The sequence below is a fragment of the Niallia sp. FSL R7-0648 genome, assembly GCF_038007005.1.
In the GTDB taxonomy this organism is placed as follows: Bacteria; Bacillota; Bacilli; order Bacillales; family Cytobacillaceae; genus Niallia; species Niallia circulans.
Genome location: NZ_JBBOWE010000001.1, coordinates 2534485 through 2553339, shown reverse-complemented (window position 1 = coordinate 2553339; position 18855 = coordinate 2534485). Strand labels below are relative to the sequence as shown.

Genomic DNA, 18855 nt, shown 5'->3' with positions numbered 1-18855 from the left:
CTACAGACACACGATGCGCGGGGGAGAAACCTAAGTCTCCTCGGTTAAAGCCTGTGGGGTCTTAGGCTTTGCTCTGCTTCCCGCAGGAGTGGAGTATCCTCCGTTCTATTTCACTCCTTTTTTAAAGCTTATTTAGTTTTTAAGCAAACTAAAATTACTATGAAAAAACAGAGCAGACTGAATATACGTAGACTCCTATGGGAGCTGCGAGAATGTCCAAGACCCCGCAGGAACGAGGAGGCTTGGCGCTCGCCCTATGGAAAGCGAAGTGTATTCAGTCTGCGGATGATTACCACAAACCTTTTTTCTTAAAATACATAAAAACCCCGAACAATTGATATGCTCCCCTATAGGTAGACAGATTAAAAAATAAAAATCTGGTTACTTGTAGGGGAGTATTTTTATGCCTAGAAAATCTTATTCTGTAGAAGAGAAATATCAAATAGTGAAAGCTTTAGGGGAAGTAAATTCGTCACTCCAAGTTTCATCGATTTATAAGGTTCACTTTTCTACCGTTTTGGAATGGAAATATAAATTTGATACATTCGGTTTAGAAGGACTAAAAGAGACTTCTTCCTGGAAAAAGTATTCTAAAGAACTAAAGTTATCCGCTATTCAAGATTATGCCTCTGGAAATTACTCGATTCGTGAAATTACGAGAATGTATGAAATATCAGATCCATCTGTCCTTAGAAGGTGGATTAAGAAGTATAATAGTCATAGTGAAATAAAAGATACGTCACAAGGAAGGACGAGCTCTATGACTAAGGGAAGAAAAACGACTTGGGAAGAACGAATACAAATTGTGCTAGATTGTTTAGGGAACAAAAAAGACTATCAAGAAGCAGCTAATACTCATCAGGTTTCTTATCAACAAATCTATCAATGGGTTAAGAAGTATGAAGATGGCGGAGTAGATGCATTGAAAGATAGGCGTGGTTCTACGAAAGAGGAATCCGAGCTAACTCCAGAGGAGAAAATGACTCTTCAAATGAAGAAGTTAGAAAGAGAAAATGAGCGATTACGTGCAGAAAACTTATTTTTAAAAAAGTTAGAGGAGATCGAAAGGAGGCAAAAATAAGTCAAATCCAATCGGAGGATAAGTATATCGCTATTCAAGAGATCCATCAGGAAGAGAATATAAGCATTCGTTTACTGAGTGAAATAGCGGGAATTGCACGATCCGCCTATTATAAGTGGCTTCATCGCGTTCCTTCTTCTCAAGAGATATTGAATGAGAAAATCATGAAAGAGATGAAAATTCTCCATGAAAAAGTGGAGGGCATCTTCGGTTATCGCCAAATGACCCTTCACATGAATAGACAGTTTAAAGAAAGATTGAATCATAAAAGAATTTATCGACTAATGAAAGTGGTTGGCTTACGCTCGATCATTCGTATCAAGAAAAAACGTTATAAACGCTCCGTTCCCCAACAAGTGGCAGAGAATATCTTAAATCGGGAATTTACCGCAACAAAACCAAATGAAAAGTGGGTGACGGATGTGACAGAATTTAAGTATGGTTCATCAAAGAAGGCATATTTAAGTGCCATTCGAGATCTTTATGATGGATCCATTGTTAGCTATGTTTTAGGACATTCGAATAATAATGAACTTGTATTCCAAACGCTTGATCAAGCAACCGTACTTTTATTGGAGGAAGAACATCCAATTATCCATAGTGATCGAGGGTATCAGTATACTTCAAAAGGTTTTAAGATTAAAGTAGACAAGGCAGAGATAACACACAGTATGTCACGAGTTGGAAAGTGTATTGATAATGGTCCAATGGAGTCTTTTTGGGGGACACTGAAATGCGAAAAGTATTATTTACACAAATATAAGACCTTTGAGGAACTTTCTCTTGCGATAGATGACTATATCCAATTTTATAATAACAATAGATATCAAAAACGATTAAACGGCCTTAGCCCTATGGAATATAGAGTTAAAGCCGCTTAGATCTTTTTTATTATTTCCACTGTCTACTTGACAGGGGGCAGTTCACTAATATGTACGTGTAATTGTTCGGGGTTATATTGGGTTGAAATACTTATGTCTGACCCTCTTTTATTTTGAAAATAACGTAAAAAATACTAAGGATAAAGTGTGTTTTAAATGTTAATATGGAAACTTAACAAAAGAAGATGTCAACTTATAATTATAAAAGTAACTATTAGAAATCAGCCGGATTCCATTTTGAATCGGGGTTACTTTAAAGGAGAGATTATAATGGAGACAATCGCTTTTAATGATTTCATGAAGGAATTTATAAGAAAGAAAAATACTACTCATCCAAAAGTAGAAATACGAAATCAGTTTCGCATTAAAGGAGAAATCTCACTCCCCAACATTGGTGGATGAAAACTTACAGACAAAAAAAGTCCATGGAAGTAAGTTAATTAGTAGGGTAGGCACATCTATTAATATTCCGTTATTGTTAGCTAAACTAGTCTTTGTTGAGTTATATTACCGCGATTATTTAACTGAGTAATCCAAAATAAGGAATTTATTTTAAAAAATTGAAAAATAATCGTTCAAAGATTTGCTTTCTGCAGATTAACCTGTTACTATTAAGGAGACTTATTTTTGTTCTTTAGAAAATAGTTGAGAAATACATATTTCTTTATTTTTTACTACGAGCAAGGATAGTAATACATTTGTGCATAAAGCACATAGGAGGAAACAAGAAATGGCTACAGGTAAAGTAAAATGGTTTAACGCAGAAAAAGGTTTTGGATTCATCGAAACAGAAGAAGGACAAGATGTATTCGTACATTTCAGCGCTATTCAAACTGAAGGTTTCAAAACTTTAGACGAAGGTCAAGAAGTAAGTTTTGACATAGAAGAAGGTCAACGCGGACCTCAAGCTGCTAACGTAGTAAAAAACTAATTTAACAAAAGTAATACAGGCTCTGACTTAGGTTAGGGCCTGTTTTTTTCATCTGACCAAAAACATTACATAAATGGCCATATATAATGAAGTTCTACATAAGGAAGTGATTTGTTATGACGAAAATATTTGCACACCGAGGTTTTTCGGCACATTATCCAGAGAATACAATGATGGCTTTTATCGAGGCAGAAAAGGCAGAGGCTGATGGGATTGAAATTGATATTCAAATGTCTAAGGATGGGGAAATAGTCATCATCCATGATGAAAAGGTAGATCGAACAACGAATGCTTCTGGCTATGTGCAAGCATTCAATTATAAAGAGTTAAGATCATTTAATGCAGGACATCGATTTAAGCAAGTCGAGAATGAGCCTATTCCCACATTAATCGAATTGTTTGATTGGATGCAAGATAATGACATAATCTGCAATATTGAAATGAAGAATAACAAGATTGCTTATGAAGGAATGGAAGAGAAAACAATTGCTCTCATCCGCAAATACGGTTTTGAAAAAAGAATTATTTTCTCCTCCTTTAATCATTATAGTCTCGTACATACTTATCGCATCGCTCCAGAAATTGAAACAGCTCCTTTATTGTCTGATGGAATTTATCAGCCTTGGATTTATGCCAATGCTATAAATGCCAAAGGATTTCACCCTAATTATAAACGGATAAATCGAGAGATAATAAAATCTTCAGAAGAAAATAATATTAAAGTTAGGGCATATACAGTAAATAATCCGAAAACAATGCAAGCATTAATGGATGCTGGAATATCTGCCATTATTACAGATGAGCCAATTATTGCACGAACTGTCCTGACACAATCATAATATAATGGGTTTTCTGCTGTAATCTCTAGTTTAGAGAAGAGGTGGAAAACCTTTTTTGCGAAAAAAGAATTCTTAAGCAACTATTTGAATACTTCTCCTTAACATGTTAGCGATCTCAAAATGTTAATACAGACATAACCTTTTTACTTTTCAGAAATAAAAGAAAATGGGAAAAAAATTGCATATTTTTTAGGGAGTAGGTATAGTATAGATATGAAATATATTGCACGGATAGACAGATGGGAAGTGTGCGAATGATTGATCGAATGATACAGTCAACCTCTTATACGCTTTTTGATGAAATAAAGGAAGGCATAATTATAATAGATGATCGCGGCGTTATCTCTTATTTCAATAAAAGTGCGCAAAGTTTGATGCAGAACCAATATCCGCTTCAAATAGATCAGCATATTTTATCCGTTATCCCTAACAGTGGGATGATGAGAGTATTACATACGAAAAGAATAGAAGAGCAGAAAAAGTTTGCTATTTCTGAAGCGGATTATCTTCTTATTTCCCGTTATCCGCTAATAGGAAAAGATAATAATGTAATTGGTGCTGTAGCGGTTTTACAAGAAGAAAGCCAAAAAAGACAATGGATTGATAAAGATAACCTTCAAATGCTGTTAACATTGCTTTTGCAAAAAAGTGCAGAAGCCTATCTTGTAGTAGATGAATTTGGCCATATTGTTATGCAAAATTCGTCATATAAAGAATTGGCTGTTCTCCTTGATCAGCAAAAAAACCATCAATTAATGAGAAAAAATAGAGAAGAAGTCATTCAAACAAGAAGAGATGCAGAAATAACCATTCAGACAGACACCTTATGTTTAACGGTAAAAAGTACACCTATTATGGTGGATGGGAAATTAAAGGGCTGTTTGCAGATTCTTCATAATGAAACAGAAACGGCTCAATTAAAAAAAGAACTTCAACAGACAAAAGCCATTATCCGAGGATTAGAACAGAGCTTTCAGTTTGATGATTTTATATATCAGTCTCCATCCATGAACTTCGCTATTGAACAGGCAAAGTTGGCGGCAGGGAGTAAACAGGTTATATTTATCCGCGGAGAAGAGGGAACTGGTAAATTTATGCTTGCTAATGCCATTCATAATTGGAGCGAAAATAAGTTTCATCTATTTAAACGGATTTATCCGCAGAAGAATCGAGAACAATTACGAGCATTTTTAAGTTCAATGAATTCTTTATCAAAAGGAACCGTATATCTTGAAAATATTACCTGTTTATCGATGGCAGAACAAACCTCTCTATTAAATAGACTGAAGGAATTAGCACAGGAAGAGAAGAAGCCATCCTTCCGCTTGATTGTTTCCTCCCCTATTAAGCTAGAAAAAGCATTAATGGCAGGGGACTTTTTAGAAGAACTTTATGATGAATTAATGAAATCAAATATATACTTACCACCTTTAAGGGAACGCAAAGAGGATATTTATCTGTTAGCGAAACATTTTCTTATCGAGTTGAACAAAGAAAACGGAAGATGGATAACAGAGATTGAACCAGAAGCACAAAAAGCGTTGAAAAATTATGGTTATACAAGGAATATCCTTGAATTAAAGGCAATCCTCCAGCTTTCGGTGATACAAGCTAGGGAAGAAGATTCCGTGCTTAAAGTAGAGCATCTCGCGCTTCCGCAAGTAATAAAAAAACAACAAGCGGAATTTCAAGAGGATGCTAATATAGAAAATCAACCATTATCTGACCTGGTAGAGAAATACGAGAAAGTTATAATCGAACAGACATTGAGAAAGCTAGATGGAAATAAAACACTAACAGCTAAAACATTGGGGCTGTCAGTCCGCAATTTATACTATAAATTGGATAAGTATCATTTAAATTAATTCTTTCTTAGGGGCTTATTAAAATGAGGAAATATCGTATATTGGTCATAAACCCACGGGCAGCAGTAACCGAAATCGCGTTATATGAAAATGAAGTACCGATTATTGTAGACGATTTACATCATGATTACAATAAATTGCTAGAATTCTCTTCGATTGTTGCTCAATATAAGTATCGATCAGATGAGATTTTGTCTTATTTGGTGAATAAAGGAATAAACCTTTCCAAATTGGCAGCTGTTTGTGGAAGAGGTGGGCTCCTTAAACCAATTGATGGTGGAACTTATTCGATAAACGCTACTATGCAGGAGGAGCTGTTTGCCCAAACAAGAGGAGAACACCCTTCCAATTTAGGAGCACTTATCGCTTATGAAATTGCTGAACATTTAGAGATTCCTTCCTATATAGTTGATCCAGTTGTTGTCGATGAAATGGACGATATTGCAAAGATTTCTGGATATCCGAGCATTACAAGAAAAAGTGTTTTTCATGCACTCAATCATAAAGCAACGGGAAGACGAGCAGCGATGGAGTTAGGCAAAAAATATGAAGAAGCACATTTGATTATTGCCCATCTTGGAGATGGAATTACAATCGGCGCACATGCAAATGGAAAAGTGATAGATGTAAATAATGGCTTAAATGGGGAAGGGCCATTTAGTTTGGAGCGGTGTGGTACTTTGCCTCATGGTGATTTAGTTGATTTATGCTATTCAGGTAAATTTACATATGAAGAAATGAAGCATCAATTATTGTATCATTCTGGAGTAAAATCCTACCTTAGTAAAGCGCCTGAAGGTTCTTTTGATATAGAGGAAGAGCTTGGTAAACGAGATAATCCCAATATTCTAATTTATGAGGCGTTAGCTTATCAAATTGCTAAGGAAATTGGCAGTGCGAGCACCGTGCTTTTTGGCAAAGTAGATGCCATTATCTTAACAGGTGAACTAGCCTTTAGTAACCATTTTGTAAAATTAATTATGGAACGTGTTAATTGGATTGCAGATATAATGATATATCCAGGTGAAAACGAACGGCAATCTTTGGCAGAAGGTGTGTTAAGAGTATTACGTAAGGAAGAGAGACCAAAAGAATATGGAGAAAGAGAGGAGTGAAGATAGATGGCTAAAGAGTATGATCTTGTCATTTTAGGAGGAGGAACGGGTGGTTATGTTGCAGCGATTCGTGCTTCTCAATTAGGTTTAAAGACAGCGGTGGTTGAAAAAGGCAAATTAGGTGGAACGTGTTTACATAATGGCTGTATTCCAAGTAAAGCGTTATTAAGAAGTGCAGAGGTTTATGCAACGGCGAAAAAAAGCGAGGAATTTGGGATTATCACCTCGGATATAAGATTAGATTTCAATCGGGTGCAAGAAAGAAAATCTACCATTATTAACCAACTTTACAGCGGTGTTCAGTATTTAATGAAAAAAGGAAAAATTGATGTTTATGAAGGCAATGGAAGAATAATGGGCCCATCCATTTTTTCCCCCATGCCAGGTACTATTTCGGTTGAAATGAATAATGGAGAAGAAAACGAAATGCTGATTCCGAAACATGTAATCATTGCAACGGGGTCTCGGCCAAAAAGCTTACCTGGTCTAGAGATTGATGGTTCGACTGTCATTAGTTCAGAGGAAGCGCTGCAAATGGAGAAACTTCCTTCGTCCATTATAATCGTTGGAGGTGGAGTAATAGGGGTTGAATGGGCCTCTATGCTTGCTGATTTTGATGTGAAAGTAACTATTTTAGAATATAGTGACCGATTGGTGCCAACAGAAGATAAGGAAATTAGTAAAGAATTACAAAGAATCCTCAAGAAAAAGGGAATTCAGATTGTAACAGGTGCTAAAGTACTTCCAGAAACTTTGCAGAAGAATGTGGATAAAGTAATCATTCAAGCAGAAAAAAATGGTGAGTCCCAGTCATTTGAAGGGGAAAAACTGCTAGTATCTGTAGGCCGCATAGGAAATGTAGAAGGAATTGGTCTTGAAAATACCGACATTGCGGTTGTTCAAAATCAAATTCAAACAAATGAATACTATCAAACGAAAGAATCGCATATTTACGCAATTGGTGATTGTATAGGAGGATTACAGCTCGCACATGTTGCCTCCCATGAAGGGATAATCGCAGTGGAGCATATAGCCGGTGAAAAACCACATCCACTGGATTATAAAACAGTTTCCAAATGCATTTATACAAGTCCTGAGATTTCCAGTGTCGGATACACAGAAGAAGAAGCAATTGAGCTTGGGTATAAGATAAAAAAAGGCAAATTCTCCTTTAAAGCGATTGGAAAAGCGCTTATTTTTGGAGAACAAGATGGTTTTGTCAAAATAATTACTGATCAAGAAACCGATGATTTATTGGGTGTGCATATTATAGGTGCCCATGCAACAGATCTTATTGGAGAAGCAGCTCTTGCCAAAGTGCTAGACGCAACAGCCTGGGAAATTGGGAATACGATTCATCCCCATCCAACACTGACAGAGGCAATTGGCGAAGCAGCCCTTGCTGTTGAAGGGGAAGCCATTCATGGTTAATAAAGAAATCAAAAAATAATGTCTAGCTAAATAGGGGGAACAAACATGAATCAATTAGGAGGTAATAGTATGACAATGGTTCATAATCGCCATTTAGAGGCGGGATTAACGGATGATCAAGTATTAGAAATGTATGAGCAGATGCTCCTCGCACGAAGAATTGATGAAAGAATGTGGTTGTTAAATAGAGCAGGAAAAATTCCTTTTGTTATCTCATGTCAAGGCCAGGAAGCAGCCCAGGTAGGAGCAGCCTTTGCGTTTGACCGGGAAAAGGACTATATGCTGCCATATTATCGTGATCTGGGTGTTGTATTAACCTTTGGAATGACACCGAAGGAAATTATGTTATCAGGCTTTGCGAAAGCAGAAGACCCTAACTCAGGCGGAAGACAAATGCCAGGACATTTTGGTCAGAAGAAAAATAGAATCGTTACAGGTTCATCACCAGTAACGACTCAAGTACCTCATGCAGTGGGAGTTGCTTTAGCTGGGAAGATAGAAAAGAAGGATTTCGTAACCTTTGTCAGCTTTGGAGAGGGTTCTTCTAATCAGGGAGACTTCCATGAAGGGGCCAACTTCGCTGGTGTGCATAAGCTGCCTGTTATTTTTCTTTGTGAAAATAATAAATATGCGATTTCCGTTCCAATTGAAAAGCAATTAGGATGTGCAAATGTTTCTGACCGTGCAATTGGTTATGGCATGCCGGGATACACTGTAGATGGAAACGATCCAATTGAAGTGTATCGAGTGACGAAAGAGGCGGTTGATAGAGCAAGAAGAGGCGAAGGGCCGACTTTAATTGAAACGATTTCTTATCGTTTAACTCCTCATTCTTCTGACGATGACGACAGCAGCTATCGTGCGCGCGAAGAAGTCACAGAGGCTAAAGCAAAAGATCCATTATTCACTTTTAAAGCGTATTTGCTTTCTACAGGAATACTAACAGAAGAAATGGATCAAGAGTTAAATAAGAAATTGGCAGATGTGATCAATGAAGCAACGGATTATGCAGAAAAAGCACCATATGCACAACCAGAAGATACATTGAAATATGTATACGGGAATTAAGGGGGAAACAGAAAGATGCCAGTAATATCCTATATAGATGCAGTAACTCAAGCCATTCGTGAAGAAATGGAGAAGGATGACAAAGTATTTATTCTTGGAGAAGATGTAGGAGTAAAAGGTGGAGTTTTTAAAGCGACAACAGGTTTGTATGATCAATTTGGAGCAGAGCGGGTAATAGATGCGCCTTTAGCGGAGTCGGCGATAGCTGGGGTAGGAATTGGAGCTGCGATGTATGGCTTAAAACCAATTGCCGAAATGCAATTTGCTGATTTTATAATGCCTGCTGTCAATCAAATTGTTTCAGAAGCAGCAAAAATAAGATATCGATCTAACAATGACTGGACATGTCCAATTGTTATTCGTGCTCCATATGGCGGCGGTATTCATGGTGCGCTTTATCATTCTCAATCTGTAGAAGCTATGTTTGCTAATACACCAGGACTAAAAATTGTTATGCCTTCTACACCATATGATGTTAAAGGGCTGTTAAAAGCTGCAATTCAAGACCCTGATCCGGTATTATTCTTTGAACATAAGCGTGCTTATCGATTAATTAAAGGTTTTGTTCCAGAAGAAGATTATGTGTTACCAATTGGTAAAGCAGATGTAAAGCGTGAGGGCGAAGATATAACAGTCATCACATATGGTTTATGTGTTCATTTTGCCTTGCAGGCTGCTGAAAAGTTAGCAGAGGATGGCATTTCTGCACATATTTTAGATTTGCGTACAGTTTATCCACTCGATAAAGAGGCTATTATTGAAGCCGCTTCTAAGACAGGCAAGGTACTGCTAGTAACAGAGGATAACAAAGAAGGTAGTGTTATTAGTGAAGTTGCAGCAATTATTGCAGAAAACTGTTTATTTGATTTAGATGCACCAATTATGCGTCTAGCGGCTGAAGATGTTCCGGCAATGCCATATGCACCAACAATGGAAAAATTCTTCTTGGTAACACCAGAAAAAGTCGAAACAGAAATGCGCAAGCTCGCAGAATTCTAAGTCGTACAACAAGGAGGGAAAAACAATGCCGATTGAAAAGATAACAATGCCTAAATTAGGTGAAAGTGTAACAGAAGGAACGATTAGTAATTGGATTGTTGCTGTAGGGGATGTCGTAAATAAATACGATCCTCTTGCAGAAGTAATGACCGATAAAGTAAATGCAGAAATTCCATCTTCTTTTTCGGGAACCATTAAAGAACTTCTTGCAGAAGAGGGGCAGACACTTGAAGTAGGGGAAGTAATTTGTACCATTGAAGTAGAAGGGGACAATACGCAGGTAGAGAAAGAAGCAAAAGCAGAATCGAAAGAAAAAACTGAAGCCCCCCTAACTGAAGCTGCTTCAAGTCAAAAAGCAAGATATTCGCCAGCTGTTTTACGTCTTTCTCAAGAAGCGGGAATTGACTTAACGCTTTTAGATGGAACAGGTGCAGGTGGAAGAATTACTAGAAAAGATGTTCAAAAAGCAATACAAGAAGGAGTTCCCCAAGTTCAAACAGAAGTAAAAGGCTCTGTTAATGGAACAGTTAATCATACTCCTCAACGAGAAACAATTGTACATAATGTGCCAGCAAGTGCAGGGGATAAGGAGTTTCCAATTACGGGATTAAGAAAAGCAATTGCTAACAATATGGTAAAGAGTAAACATGAGATTCCTCATGCTTGGACAATGATTGAAGTCGACGTTACTAAACTGGTTCAATATAGAAATAAAGTGAAAGACTCCTTTAAGAAAGAAGAAGGCTATAACTTAACATTCTTTGCTTTCTTTGTTAAGGCAGTTGCTCGTGCATTAAAAGAATTTCCGCAAATTAATTCGACTTGGGCAGGCGATAAAATTATCCAGAAAAAAGAGATTAATATCTCCATTGCCGTTGCAACAGAAGATGCACTGTTTGTCCCAGTTATCAAAAATGCGGATGAAAAGTCGATAAAAGGAATTGCCAGAGAGATAATAGAACTTGCAAATAAAGCGAGAACAGGCAAGCTTACAGTTGATGAAATGCAAGGCGGCACATTTACTGTCAATAATACCGGATCATTTGGCTCCATTCAGTCAATGGGAATTATCAATCATCCTCAAGCAGCGATTCTTCAAGTGGAATCAATTGTGAAGAGACCAGTTATTAAAGATAATATGATTGCCATCTCTGATATGGTGAATTTATGTATGTCTCTCGATCACCGTGTATTAGATGGTCTTGTATGTGGAAGATTCCTACAGAGAATCAAGGAAATATTAGAGACAACGTCAGAGGAAACAACGCCAATTTATTAATAGTGTAATGAATAAAGAAGTTTTGCAAACAAATAAATTGAAAATGAATACTTTTTTTATAATAATGTAAAAAGAAGATATTTCATAAAAGGAGCGAAACGATGAACATTGATTTTAATTTATTCATGAATGATGTTGTCCGTCAAGCACGCCAAGAAATAGTAGAGGCTGGTTACGAAGAACTTACAACAAAAGAAGCTGTAGATGAAGCTTTATCCAAAAAAGGCACCACTTTAGTGATGGTTAATTCTGTATGTGGATGTGCAGGTGGAATTGCAAGACCAGCTGCAGGTTACTCCTTACATTATAAAAAAAGACCAGATCAATTAGTAACTGTATTTGCAGGACAAGATAAAGAAGCAACAGAACAAGCACGTTCTTATTTTACAGGTTTTCCTCCTTCCTCTCCGTCTTTTGCATTAATGAAAGACGGCGAACTAGTTAAGATGGTAGAACGCCATGAAATCGAAGGACATGATCCTATGCAAGTGGTAGAAAAACTACAAAATGCATTTGAAGAATATTGCACAGAAGTAAAATAAGCTTGCATGCACCCTGAAAGTTAAAGTGAAATTTGACTTAAGGGGTGTTTTTTTTATGGAAATAGAGGTTGTCAAATGATTTTACAGCAAGAAAAAAAGAGATTCAAACCTATATTAGATAAAGTTTTCGTCCTAATTTATCTAATACAACCTTTTGTTTGAAAATTTTATTTTTTTCAGAATAGTATTTCATTTGATGAATTTGTATAAATTGTATTGAATAATTATTAGTATGTGTTAAAATTCATATTGTTGCATGAATATAAATTAAAAGACTATCTTATAATTTGCGACAAACTACTAATATTAATAGAGAATAAAAGCATAAGGAACTATAGGGGGATTTTAAGATGAAAAAATTATTAGCATTAATGCTGTTGTCTATAGTAGTCATTTTAAGTGCATGTGGTACTTCTACTGATGAAAAAGGTGCAAACAGCGGAAGCGGATCAGCTGATAAAAAAGTACTAGTGATGGGAACATCAGCGGATTATGCTCCATTTGAATATATTGATACTGCAAAAAGTGATGAGATTATTGGTTTTGATATTGATTTAGCCAAAGCATTAAGCGAAAAGTTAGGTTACCAAATCCAAGTGAAGGATATGGATTTTAGCGGATTAATTTCTGCCTTACAATCTGGCAAAGTAGATTTAGTATTATCCGGTATGTCTCCAACACCGGAAAGAGCAGAAAATGTTGACTTCAGCGATATATATTTCACAGCAAAAGACTTAGTTGTAACGACAAAAGATAGCAATATTAAAACTGTTCAAGATTTAGATGGCAAAAAGGTTGGAGTACAACTAGGATCTATTCAAGAAGATGCAGCAAAAGAAATCGCTAAAACAGTAAAAGTTACAGTAGAGAACCGTGACCGTATTCCTCAATTAATTCAAGAAATTAAAGCAGGTCGTTTTGATGCAGCAATTATTGAGGATGTTGTTGCAAAAGGTTATTTAAATAAAGAAGATACATTAACATCTTTCCCAGCGAAGGAAGCAAATGAAGACGCTGGTTCGGCTATTGCATTTCCAAAAGGCAGCGACTTAACAGAAAAGTTCAATGCTGAATTAAAGAAAATGAAAGACAGCGGCGAAATTGATAAGTTAGTTGTAAAATGGTTTGGTAACTAAGATAAGGTAATTGCGGGGGATAGTTTAGGGCAGAATATGCCCTAAACATTTTCTTGTTTTTTAAGCTAATATAATAGATAAAAACACCTCCGTTTTTTTAGAAAGGATTGAGATAGTAATGGGCTTAGATTTCCAACAATTTATTCCCTCTCTCCCATATTTGTTAAAGGGAATCACTGTGACTTTGCAAATTGTTGTGGTGGCTGGAATAATTGGTTTTGTATTAGGAATTATACTTTCGATATTTAAACTTAGTAAGCTGCCAGTCCTTAGCTGGATTGCTGCTATTTATACATCAGTTTTTAGAGGAACGCCCCTTGTTCTGCAATTAATGATTATTTATTTTGGGGTACCGCAATTAACTGGTATCCAAATTGAGCCAGCTATTGCAGCCATTCTTTCCTTTGGCTTAAATTCAGCTGCTTATATTTCGGAAATTATTCGCGCTGGAATTTTAGCGGTAGATCGCGGTCAGAAAGAAGCTGCTATGGCGCTTGGTGTTTCCCCTAGGCAAGCGATGTTCGATTTAATTTTGCCCCAGGCTTTAAAGAACATTTTTCCAGCATTAATCAATGAAGCTGTTTCCTTAACAAAAGAGTCAGCGGTTGTTACTGTTATTGGTGTAACAGATATTATGCGTAGAGCCTATATAATGGGCGGAGAAAAATATGCATACTTGGAGCCGATGATTCTTGCCGGTCTTATTTATTACGTTCTAGTAATGATACTGACAACATTGGCAAAAGTAGTTGAAAGGAGAATGAGAAGAAGTGATTAATGTTGAAAATCTGCATAAATCCTATGGCTCGCTTCACGTTTTAAAAGGGATAAATACACAAGTAGAAAAAGGCGAAGTAGTGACGATTATCGGTCCTTCTGGGTCAGGAAAGTCTACATTTCTGCGCTGTATTAACTTACTTGAAGTACCTACCAAAGGAAAAGTAATAATTGATGGTACGGATATTACAGATAAAAATACAAATATAAAAAAAATAAGAGAAAACGTTGGGATGGTATTTCAACATTTTCATCTTTTCCCACACAAAACGGTTTTGCAAAACGTGACATATGCACCGATCAAAGTAAAGGGACTAAACAAGAGCGAAGCGGAAAAAATGGGGCAGGAGCTTCTAGCTAAAGTTGGTCTTGCTGATAAAGCGAATGTATATCCTAGCCGTTTATCAGGCGGACAAAAGCAAAGAGTGGCAATCGCACGTGCCCTTGCGATGAATCCAGAAGTAATCCTATTTGATGAACCAACGTCAGCATTGGATCCTGAAATGGTGAAAGAAGTGCTTGAGGTAATGAAGTCACTTGCAAACACCGGAATTACCATGCTTATTGTGACACATGAAATGGGCTTTGCCAGAGAAGCGGCAAATAGAGTTCTATTCCTAGATGGTGGAGTTGTAGTGGAAGATGCTCCACCAGCTGAGTTCTTTACCAATCCTAAAACAGACCGCGCCAAAGAGTTTTTGGAGAAAATGCTATAAAAATGTTAAACAGGTTTCTTAGTCGATAAGATCAAGAAACCTGTTTTTTTGATAAAAGAACTTTCTATTCCGTATAAAAATACAATAATCACACAAACTAAGAAAAAAAGAGAGTGTGATTGGATGTTAAAACTAGTTTTGTCTATTCTCTTAACAATTTCCCCCGTTTGGCCATTAGGGATAAATCCATTGCCAGGAGATCCTTTTCTCATTATTAATAAAAAAACGAATCAATTAACCTTGATAGATGAAAATCGAGTGCAGACAACGATAAGTGTTTCGACCGGTAAAAAAGAAGATTTAACACCAGAGGGTTTATTTACGATAACAGTTAAAGCCGCAAATCCCTATTATCGAAAAAAAGATATTGTGGGGGGAGATGAGGATAATCCATTAGGGACAAGATGGATTGGTTTTGATGCAAATAACACAGATGGAAGAATGTACGGAATTCATGGAACAAACAATCCAGGAAGTATCGGGAAATACGTGTCACAAGGCTGTGTCCGTATGCAAAATGAGGCAATAGAATCTATTTATGATTTCATTCCTTTAGGAACAAAAGTGTTGATTACCAATTCAGATAAAGGTTTTCAAGAGCTAGCAAAGGAATATGGGGCCATTGAATAAAAGCGAAGAAGTTTTATCCTTCTTCGCTTTCTTATGGAAAATAAGCTTAAATTAAAATAACATTCCAATTCCAATCAACAGGGTAGATGCAAGCATAACAAAGATCATTAAATATACAACAATCTTTTGTAATCTATTTTTCTTTTTCTTCATAGTATCCTCCATGTCTTAACCATTCTTATTGTCTATTTTACTAAGAATAGCAGAATGGTACAACTATAAATAGATGGAATATTTGCTTGAGGAAACTTTTCTATTTTTATAAGAAGAAAAATGAGATTTCCCCCTCGTGAATTTTATTTGATGTTCTTTTTTTATAGGCGTATACTAATAATGTCACTAATTTTTGGAGGAACGAAAAATGATCAATCAAGAACGTTTATTAAATCAGTTTTTAGAACTGGTACAAATTGATTCGGAAACAAAATATGAAAAAGAAATCAGCATTGTACTAAAAAAGAAATTTGAAGAATTAGGCTTAGAAGTGATAGAGGATGATACTACAGCTATTACTGGTCATGGTGCAGGAAATTTAATTTGTACACTTCCAGCAACGAAAGAGAACGTGGATCCTATTTACTTTACCTCTCATATGGATACAGTAGTTCCAGGAGTTGGCGTAAAACCATCCATTAAAGATGGATACATAGTAACAGATGGCACAACAATACTTGGCGCAGATGATAAAACTGGTTTATCTGTTATGCTTGAAATACTTACAGTAATCAAAGAAAATAATATTCCTCATGGAACGATTCAATTTATCATTACAGTTGGGGAAGAATCTGGATTATTAGGCGCAAAAGCACTTGATCCAAAATTAATCCAAGCGAAATATGGTTATGCATTAGATAGTGATGGGAAGGTAGGAAATATCGTTGTGGCAGCACCGACACAAGCAAAAGTTAAAGCAACGATTCTAGGAAAAACTGCTCATGCTGGTGTGGCACCTGAAAAAGGAGTTTCCGCTATTACTATTGCATCAAAAGCGATTGCAAAAATGCCTTTAGGTCGTATCGATAAAGAAACAACGGCTAATATTGGCAGTTTTGCTGGTGGAAAACAAACAAATATCGTGTGTGATCATGTAGATATCCTTGCAGAAGCACGTTCATTAGTAGAAGATAAAATGCTTGCACAAGTAGCGAAAATGAAGGAAGCGTTTGAATCGGCAGCTAGTGAAATGGGCGGAAAAGCAATTGTCGAAGTGGATGTTATGTATCCAGGCTTTAAATTTGGCGAAGGTGACCATGTTGTAGAAGTAGCGAAAAAAGCGGCTGCAAAAATTGGCAGAAGCTGTGAACTGCAACAAAGCGGTGGTGGAAGTGATGCCAACGTTATCTGTGGTTTTGGTATCCCAACAGTTAACTTAGCGGTAGGCTATGAAGAGATTCATACAACAAATGAAAAAATGCCGATCGAAGAATTAAATAAATTGGCTGAAATGGTACTTGCTATTATCGAAGAAGTAACTGGTCAATAATTATATGTCGGAGTCGGGGTGCTTCCTTTAGGGAAGCACTCTTTTTAGTATAAATCAAACAAATGTTTCTATTTTTACTTGCATTTATCTAGAAAACAGAGGAAAATATTGTATAGGTAAATACTACTGTAAAAATAGAATCTTGGGGGAATATAAATGGAAGAAAAGAAGGTTGTTATATTTAAAGTAGCAAATGGAGAATATTCCGTAGATGTTTCTTATGTCATATCGATTGAAAAGGAAGAGCAGATTACTCCTGTTCCTCAATTGCCATCCTTTGTAAGAGGAATAAGAAAAGTAAGAGATGAGCTTATCCCTGTCATTGATTTGCAGATGGTTTTATATAATCAAAAAACAGAAGAAAATGAAAATAATAAATTAATTGTTGCGCGAACAGAAGATATTTCGTTTGCGATGATTGTAAATGATGCAAAAGAAATTCTTGATATAAGAGACGAAGTAATAAAAGAAGTCGGCATTTCTGCTTATCAGAAAACAGAATATATAACAGGTGTTCTTAATTTAGAAAATCGCTTGGTGTTAATGCTTGATCCAACTATTTTATTAGAAACACTTGAAGGTGTAAAAGAAATTAAAGACTATATGAAAAATCAGCCTGCGTAAGTAGTAAGATTTATGCTAAAAGCAGAGGAATAAGAATAGAAGTGAATATAAATGATCATAAAGAATTGGTGAAAGCAAAATGAAAGAATTTTATCCGAAAAAGGGACGAGTTATTTTACATGTAGATATGAATAGTTTTTATGCATCTGTTGAAATGGCTTATGATCCACAGTTAAAGGGGAAGCCATTGGCAATTGCGGGAAATGAAAAAGAACGCAGAGGTATTATTGTCACTTGCAGCTATGAAGCAAGAAAATTTGGCGTAAAAACAACCATGCCTTTATGGGAAGCGAAGAAAAAATGTCCGGATTTAATTGTTTTGCCTCCAAATTTTGATCGTTATCGAACAGCATCTCTTGCAATGTTTCAAATTCTTCATGAATTTTCCGATATTGTCGAGCCTGTTTCCATTGATGAAGGATATGTAGATATTACACATTGCCATGAGTTAGGAACACCGATATATATTGCAAGAACGATTCAGAAACGAATTTTTGAACGGTTAGACTTACCATGCAGTATCGGGATTGCCCCTAATAAATTTCTTGCCAAAACAGCTTCTGATTTAAAAAAGCCGATGGGAATCACGGTTTTAAGAAAGCGGGATATTCCTAAAGTACTTTGGCCGATGCAAGTAGAAGAAATGCATGGTATAGGAAAAAAAACAGGGGGGAAACTAAGAGCAATTGGCATAGAAACCATTAAAGATTTAGCGATGGCTCAGTCTATTCCACTCAAAGCAACACTTGGCATCAATGGAATTCGCTTAAAGGAGAAAGCCAACGGAGAAGATAATCGGCCAGTTGATCCAGAAGCTGCCAATGAATTTAAAAGTATTGGCAATTCGACAACATTGCCGCGCGATGTCAAGAATCAGCAGGAATTATTTCAAGTATTGGCCTCCCTAGCGAATAAAGTGGCTACAAGAATGAAAAGAAAACATGTACATGCTAATCATTTATCTGTAACCATTCGCTATGGAAACAGAAAAAACTATTCCAAGAGCAAAAAATTAGCAAATCCAATAAAATCAGAGGAAGAGATACTTCAGATAAGCAAAGAGATTTTTACGACAGCATGGGATGGAAATCCTGTTCGTTTATTAGGTATAACAGCAGGAGATTTAATCGACAATAATATTGTAGTAAAACAACTTGATCTCTTTTCCTTTGAAAAAGAAGCAGCGAAAGAACCATTATGGACAGCAATAGATAAGCTGAAAGAAAAATATGGCGCTTCTATTATTGAGCCAGCATCAGAAAGAAATAATATTTCAAAAAAAGAAGAAGACATTGGTACCAAAACTAGTTTCAATAAAGATTTTTTGCAAGGAAAGAAATTTTAGTTAAGTTATATGTGACGAAAAAAATTTTTTGAAATAATCAAGAAAAGTAGTTGCATTTTAGTTGCATAACTTAAAAAATCTTGCTAAAGTTAAGTGAATTCTACTATAAGGAT

19 protein-coding genes are annotated in these 18855 nt (G+C 36.2%); 18 read left to right on the top strand and 1 reads right to left on the bottom strand.

Annotation, left to right across the window (positions count from 1 at the left end; translation table 11 throughout):
• Positions 1-403: 403 nt before the first annotated feature.
• The 15 genes from NSQ89_RS12455 (at position 404) to NSQ89_RS12385 (ending at position 15290) form a co-directional block, all read left to right on the top strand.
• Positions 404-1962, top strand: a protein-coding gene (locus NSQ89_RS12455) for an IS3 family transposase (RefSeq protein ID WP_341132683.1) whose coding sequence is annotated in 2 segments (ribosomal slippage) — positions 404-1043 and positions 1043-1962 — 1560 coding nt in all. Because the reading frame shifts where the segments join, the coding sequence is not laid out codon by codon here.
• Positions 1963-2232: 270 nt separating this feature from the next.
• On the top strand, positions 2233-2364 hold the full coding sequence (locus NSQ89_RS12450) for a hypothetical protein (RefSeq protein ID WP_268876669.1): 132 nt from the start codon (positions 2233-2235) through the stop codon (positions 2362-2364).
• 328 nt (positions 2365-2692) lie between these two features.
• Complete coding sequence (locus NSQ89_RS12445) at positions 2693-2893, top strand: cold-shock protein (protein WP_047941113.1); 201 nt, start codon at positions 2693-2695, stop codon at positions 2891-2893.
• Positions 2894-3009: 116 nt separating this feature from the next.
• On the top strand, positions 3010-3732 hold the full coding sequence (locus tag NSQ89_RS12440) for a glycerophosphodiester phosphodiesterase (protein ID WP_047941112.1): 723 nt from the start codon (positions 3010-3012) through the stop codon (positions 3730-3732).
• Between the two features lie 254 nt (positions 3733-3986).
• Positions 3987-5597, top strand: a complete 1611-nt coding sequence (locus NSQ89_RS12435; protein WP_341132682.1) for a sigma 54-interacting transcriptional regulator — start codon at positions 3987-3989, stop codon at positions 5595-5597.
• A 23-nt stretch (positions 5598-5620) separates the two neighbouring features.
• Positions 5621-6712, top strand: a complete 1092-nt coding sequence (gene buk / locus NSQ89_RS12430; RefSeq protein ID WP_341132681.1) for a butyrate kinase — start codon at positions 5621-5623, stop codon at positions 6710-6712.
• A gap of 6 nt (positions 6713-6718) precedes the next feature.
• On the top strand, positions 6719-8143 hold the full coding sequence (lpdA, locus tag NSQ89_RS12425) for a dihydrolipoyl dehydrogenase (protein ID WP_047941109.1): 1425 nt from the start codon (positions 6719-6721) through the stop codon (positions 8141-8143).
• 75 nt (positions 8144-8218) lie between these two features.
• Positions 8219-9211: a thiamine pyrophosphate-dependent dehydrogenase E1 component subunit alpha gene (locus NSQ89_RS12420; RefSeq protein WP_047941355.1), complete on the top strand. Its 993-nt coding sequence runs from the start codon at positions 8219-8221 to the stop codon at positions 9209-9211.
• 15 nt (positions 9212-9226) lie between these two features.
• Entirely contained in the window at positions 9227-10210 is a 984-nt protein-coding gene (locus NSQ89_RS12415) for an alpha-ketoacid dehydrogenase subunit beta (protein ID WP_047941108.1), read from the top strand.
• Between the two features lie 25 nt (positions 10211-10235).
• Positions 10236-11489 (top strand): dihydrolipoamide acetyltransferase family protein, encoded by a 1254-nt coding sequence (locus NSQ89_RS12410; protein WP_341132680.1) that lies wholly within the window; start codon positions 10236-10238, stop codon positions 11487-11489.
• A 101-nt stretch (positions 11490-11590) separates the two neighbouring features.
• Complete coding sequence (locus tag NSQ89_RS12405; RefSeq protein WP_047941106.1) at positions 11591-12031, top strand: BrxA/BrxB family bacilliredoxin; 441 nt, start codon at positions 11591-11593, stop codon at positions 12029-12031.
• A gap of 350 nt (positions 12032-12381) precedes the next feature.
• Positions 12382-13167, top strand: coding sequence for a transporter substrate-binding domain-containing protein (locus NSQ89_RS12400; protein WP_047941105.1), 786 nt, complete (start codon positions 12382-12384; stop codon positions 13165-13167).
• Between the two features lie 118 nt (positions 13168-13285).
• Positions 13286-13945 carry an amino acid ABC transporter permease gene (locus NSQ89_RS12395; RefSeq protein ID WP_047941104.1) on the top strand — a complete coding sequence of 220 codons (660 nt, stop codon included), beginning with the start codon at positions 13286-13288 and terminating at the stop codon, positions 13943-13945.
• Positions 13938-14660, top strand: coding sequence for an amino acid ABC transporter ATP-binding protein (locus tag NSQ89_RS12390; RefSeq protein ID WP_047941103.1), 723 nt, complete (start codon positions 13938-13940; stop codon positions 14658-14660). Before NSQ89_RS12395 ends, NSQ89_RS12390 begins: the two co-directional genes overlap by 8 nt.
• Positions 14661-14783: 123 nt before the next feature.
• A complete protein-coding gene (locus tag NSQ89_RS12385; RefSeq protein ID WP_047941102.1) occupies positions 14784-15290 on the top strand; it encodes a L,D-transpeptidase in 507 nt (168 codons plus the stop codon).
• A gap of 51 nt (positions 15291-15341) precedes the next feature.
• On the opposite strand, the gene prli42 is transcribed toward NSQ89_RS12385, so the two are convergent.
• Positions 15342-15455: a stressosome-associated protein Prli42 gene (gene prli42 / locus NSQ89_RS12380; RefSeq protein WP_235973367.1), complete on the bottom strand. Its 114-nt coding sequence runs from the start codon at positions 15453-15455 to the stop codon at positions 15342-15344.
• A gap of 196 nt (positions 15456-15651) precedes the next feature.
• Here prli42 and NSQ89_RS12375 point away from each other — a divergent pair, with 196 nt between their 5' ends.
• The 3 genes from NSQ89_RS12375 to NSQ89_RS12365 all read left to right on the top strand — a co-directional run bounded on the left by NSQ89_RS12375 (position 15652) and on the right by NSQ89_RS12365 (position 18742).
• Complete coding sequence (locus NSQ89_RS12375; RefSeq protein WP_341132679.1) at positions 15652-16773, top strand: tripeptidase T; 1122 nt, start codon at positions 15652-15654, stop codon at positions 16771-16773.
• 156 nt (positions 16774-16929) lie between these two features.
• Positions 16930-17397: a chemotaxis protein CheW gene (locus tag NSQ89_RS12370; RefSeq protein WP_144545226.1), complete on the top strand. Its 468-nt coding sequence runs from the start codon at positions 16930-16932 to the stop codon at positions 17395-17397.
• Positions 17398-17476: 79 nt separating this feature from the next.
• On the top strand, positions 17477-18742 hold the full coding sequence (locus NSQ89_RS12365) for a DNA polymerase IV (RefSeq protein WP_061798423.1): 1266 nt from the start codon (positions 17477-17479) through the stop codon (positions 18740-18742).
• Positions 18743-18855: the final 113 nt, after the last annotated feature.

Coding starts and splice junctions, on each gene's coding strand:
- NSQ89_RS12450 (WP_268876669.1), top strand. CDS start 2,233: ATGGAGACAATCGCTTTTAATGATTTCATGAAGGAATTTATAAGAAAG.
- NSQ89_RS12445 (WP_047941113.1), top strand. CDS start 2,693: ATGGCTACAGGTAAAGTAAAATGGTTTAACGCAGAAAAAGGTTTTGGA.
- NSQ89_RS12440 (WP_047941112.1), top strand. CDS start 3,010: ATGACGAAAATATTTGCACACCGAGGTTTTTCGGCACATTATCCAGAG.
- NSQ89_RS12435 (WP_341132682.1), top strand. CDS start 3,987: ATGATTGATCGAATGATACAGTCAACCTCTTATACGCTTTTTGATGAA.
- buk (WP_341132681.1), top strand. CDS start 5,621: ATGAGGAAATATCGTATATTGGTCATAAACCCACGGGCAGCAGTAACC.
- lpdA (WP_047941109.1), top strand. CDS start 6,719: ATGGCTAAAGAGTATGATCTTGTCATTTTAGGAGGAGGAACGGGTGGT.
- NSQ89_RS12420 (WP_047941355.1), top strand. CDS start 8,219: ATGGTTCATAATCGCCATTTAGAGGCGGGATTAACGGATGATCAAGTA.
- NSQ89_RS12415 (WP_047941108.1), top strand. CDS start 9,227: ATGCCAGTAATATCCTATATAGATGCAGTAACTCAAGCCATTCGTGAA.
- NSQ89_RS12410 (WP_341132680.1), top strand. CDS start 10,236: ATGCCGATTGAAAAGATAACAATGCCTAAATTAGGTGAAAGTGTAACA.
- NSQ89_RS12405 (WP_047941106.1), top strand. CDS start 11,591: ATGAACATTGATTTTAATTTATTCATGAATGATGTTGTCCGTCAAGCA.
- NSQ89_RS12400 (WP_047941105.1), top strand. CDS start 12,382: ATGAAAAAATTATTAGCATTAATGCTGTTGTCTATAGTAGTCATTTTA.
- NSQ89_RS12395 (WP_047941104.1), top strand. CDS start 13,286: ATGGGCTTAGATTTCCAACAATTTATTCCCTCTCTCCCATATTTGTTA.
- NSQ89_RS12385 (WP_047941102.1), top strand. CDS start 14,784: ATGTTAAAACTAGTTTTGTCTATTCTCTTAACAATTTCCCCCGTTTGG.
- prli42 (WP_235973367.1), bottom strand. CDS start 15,455: ATGGAGGATACTATGAAGAAAAAGAAAAATAGATTACAAAAGATTGTT.
- NSQ89_RS12375 (WP_341132679.1), top strand. CDS start 15,652: ATGATCAATCAAGAACGTTTATTAAATCAGTTTTTAGAACTGGTACAA.
- NSQ89_RS12370 (WP_144545226.1), top strand. CDS start 16,930: ATGGAAGAAAAGAAGGTTGTTATATTTAAAGTAGCAAATGGAGAATAT.
- NSQ89_RS12365 (WP_061798423.1), top strand. CDS start 17,477: ATGAAAGAATTTTATCCGAAAAAGGGACGAGTTATTTTACATGTAGAT.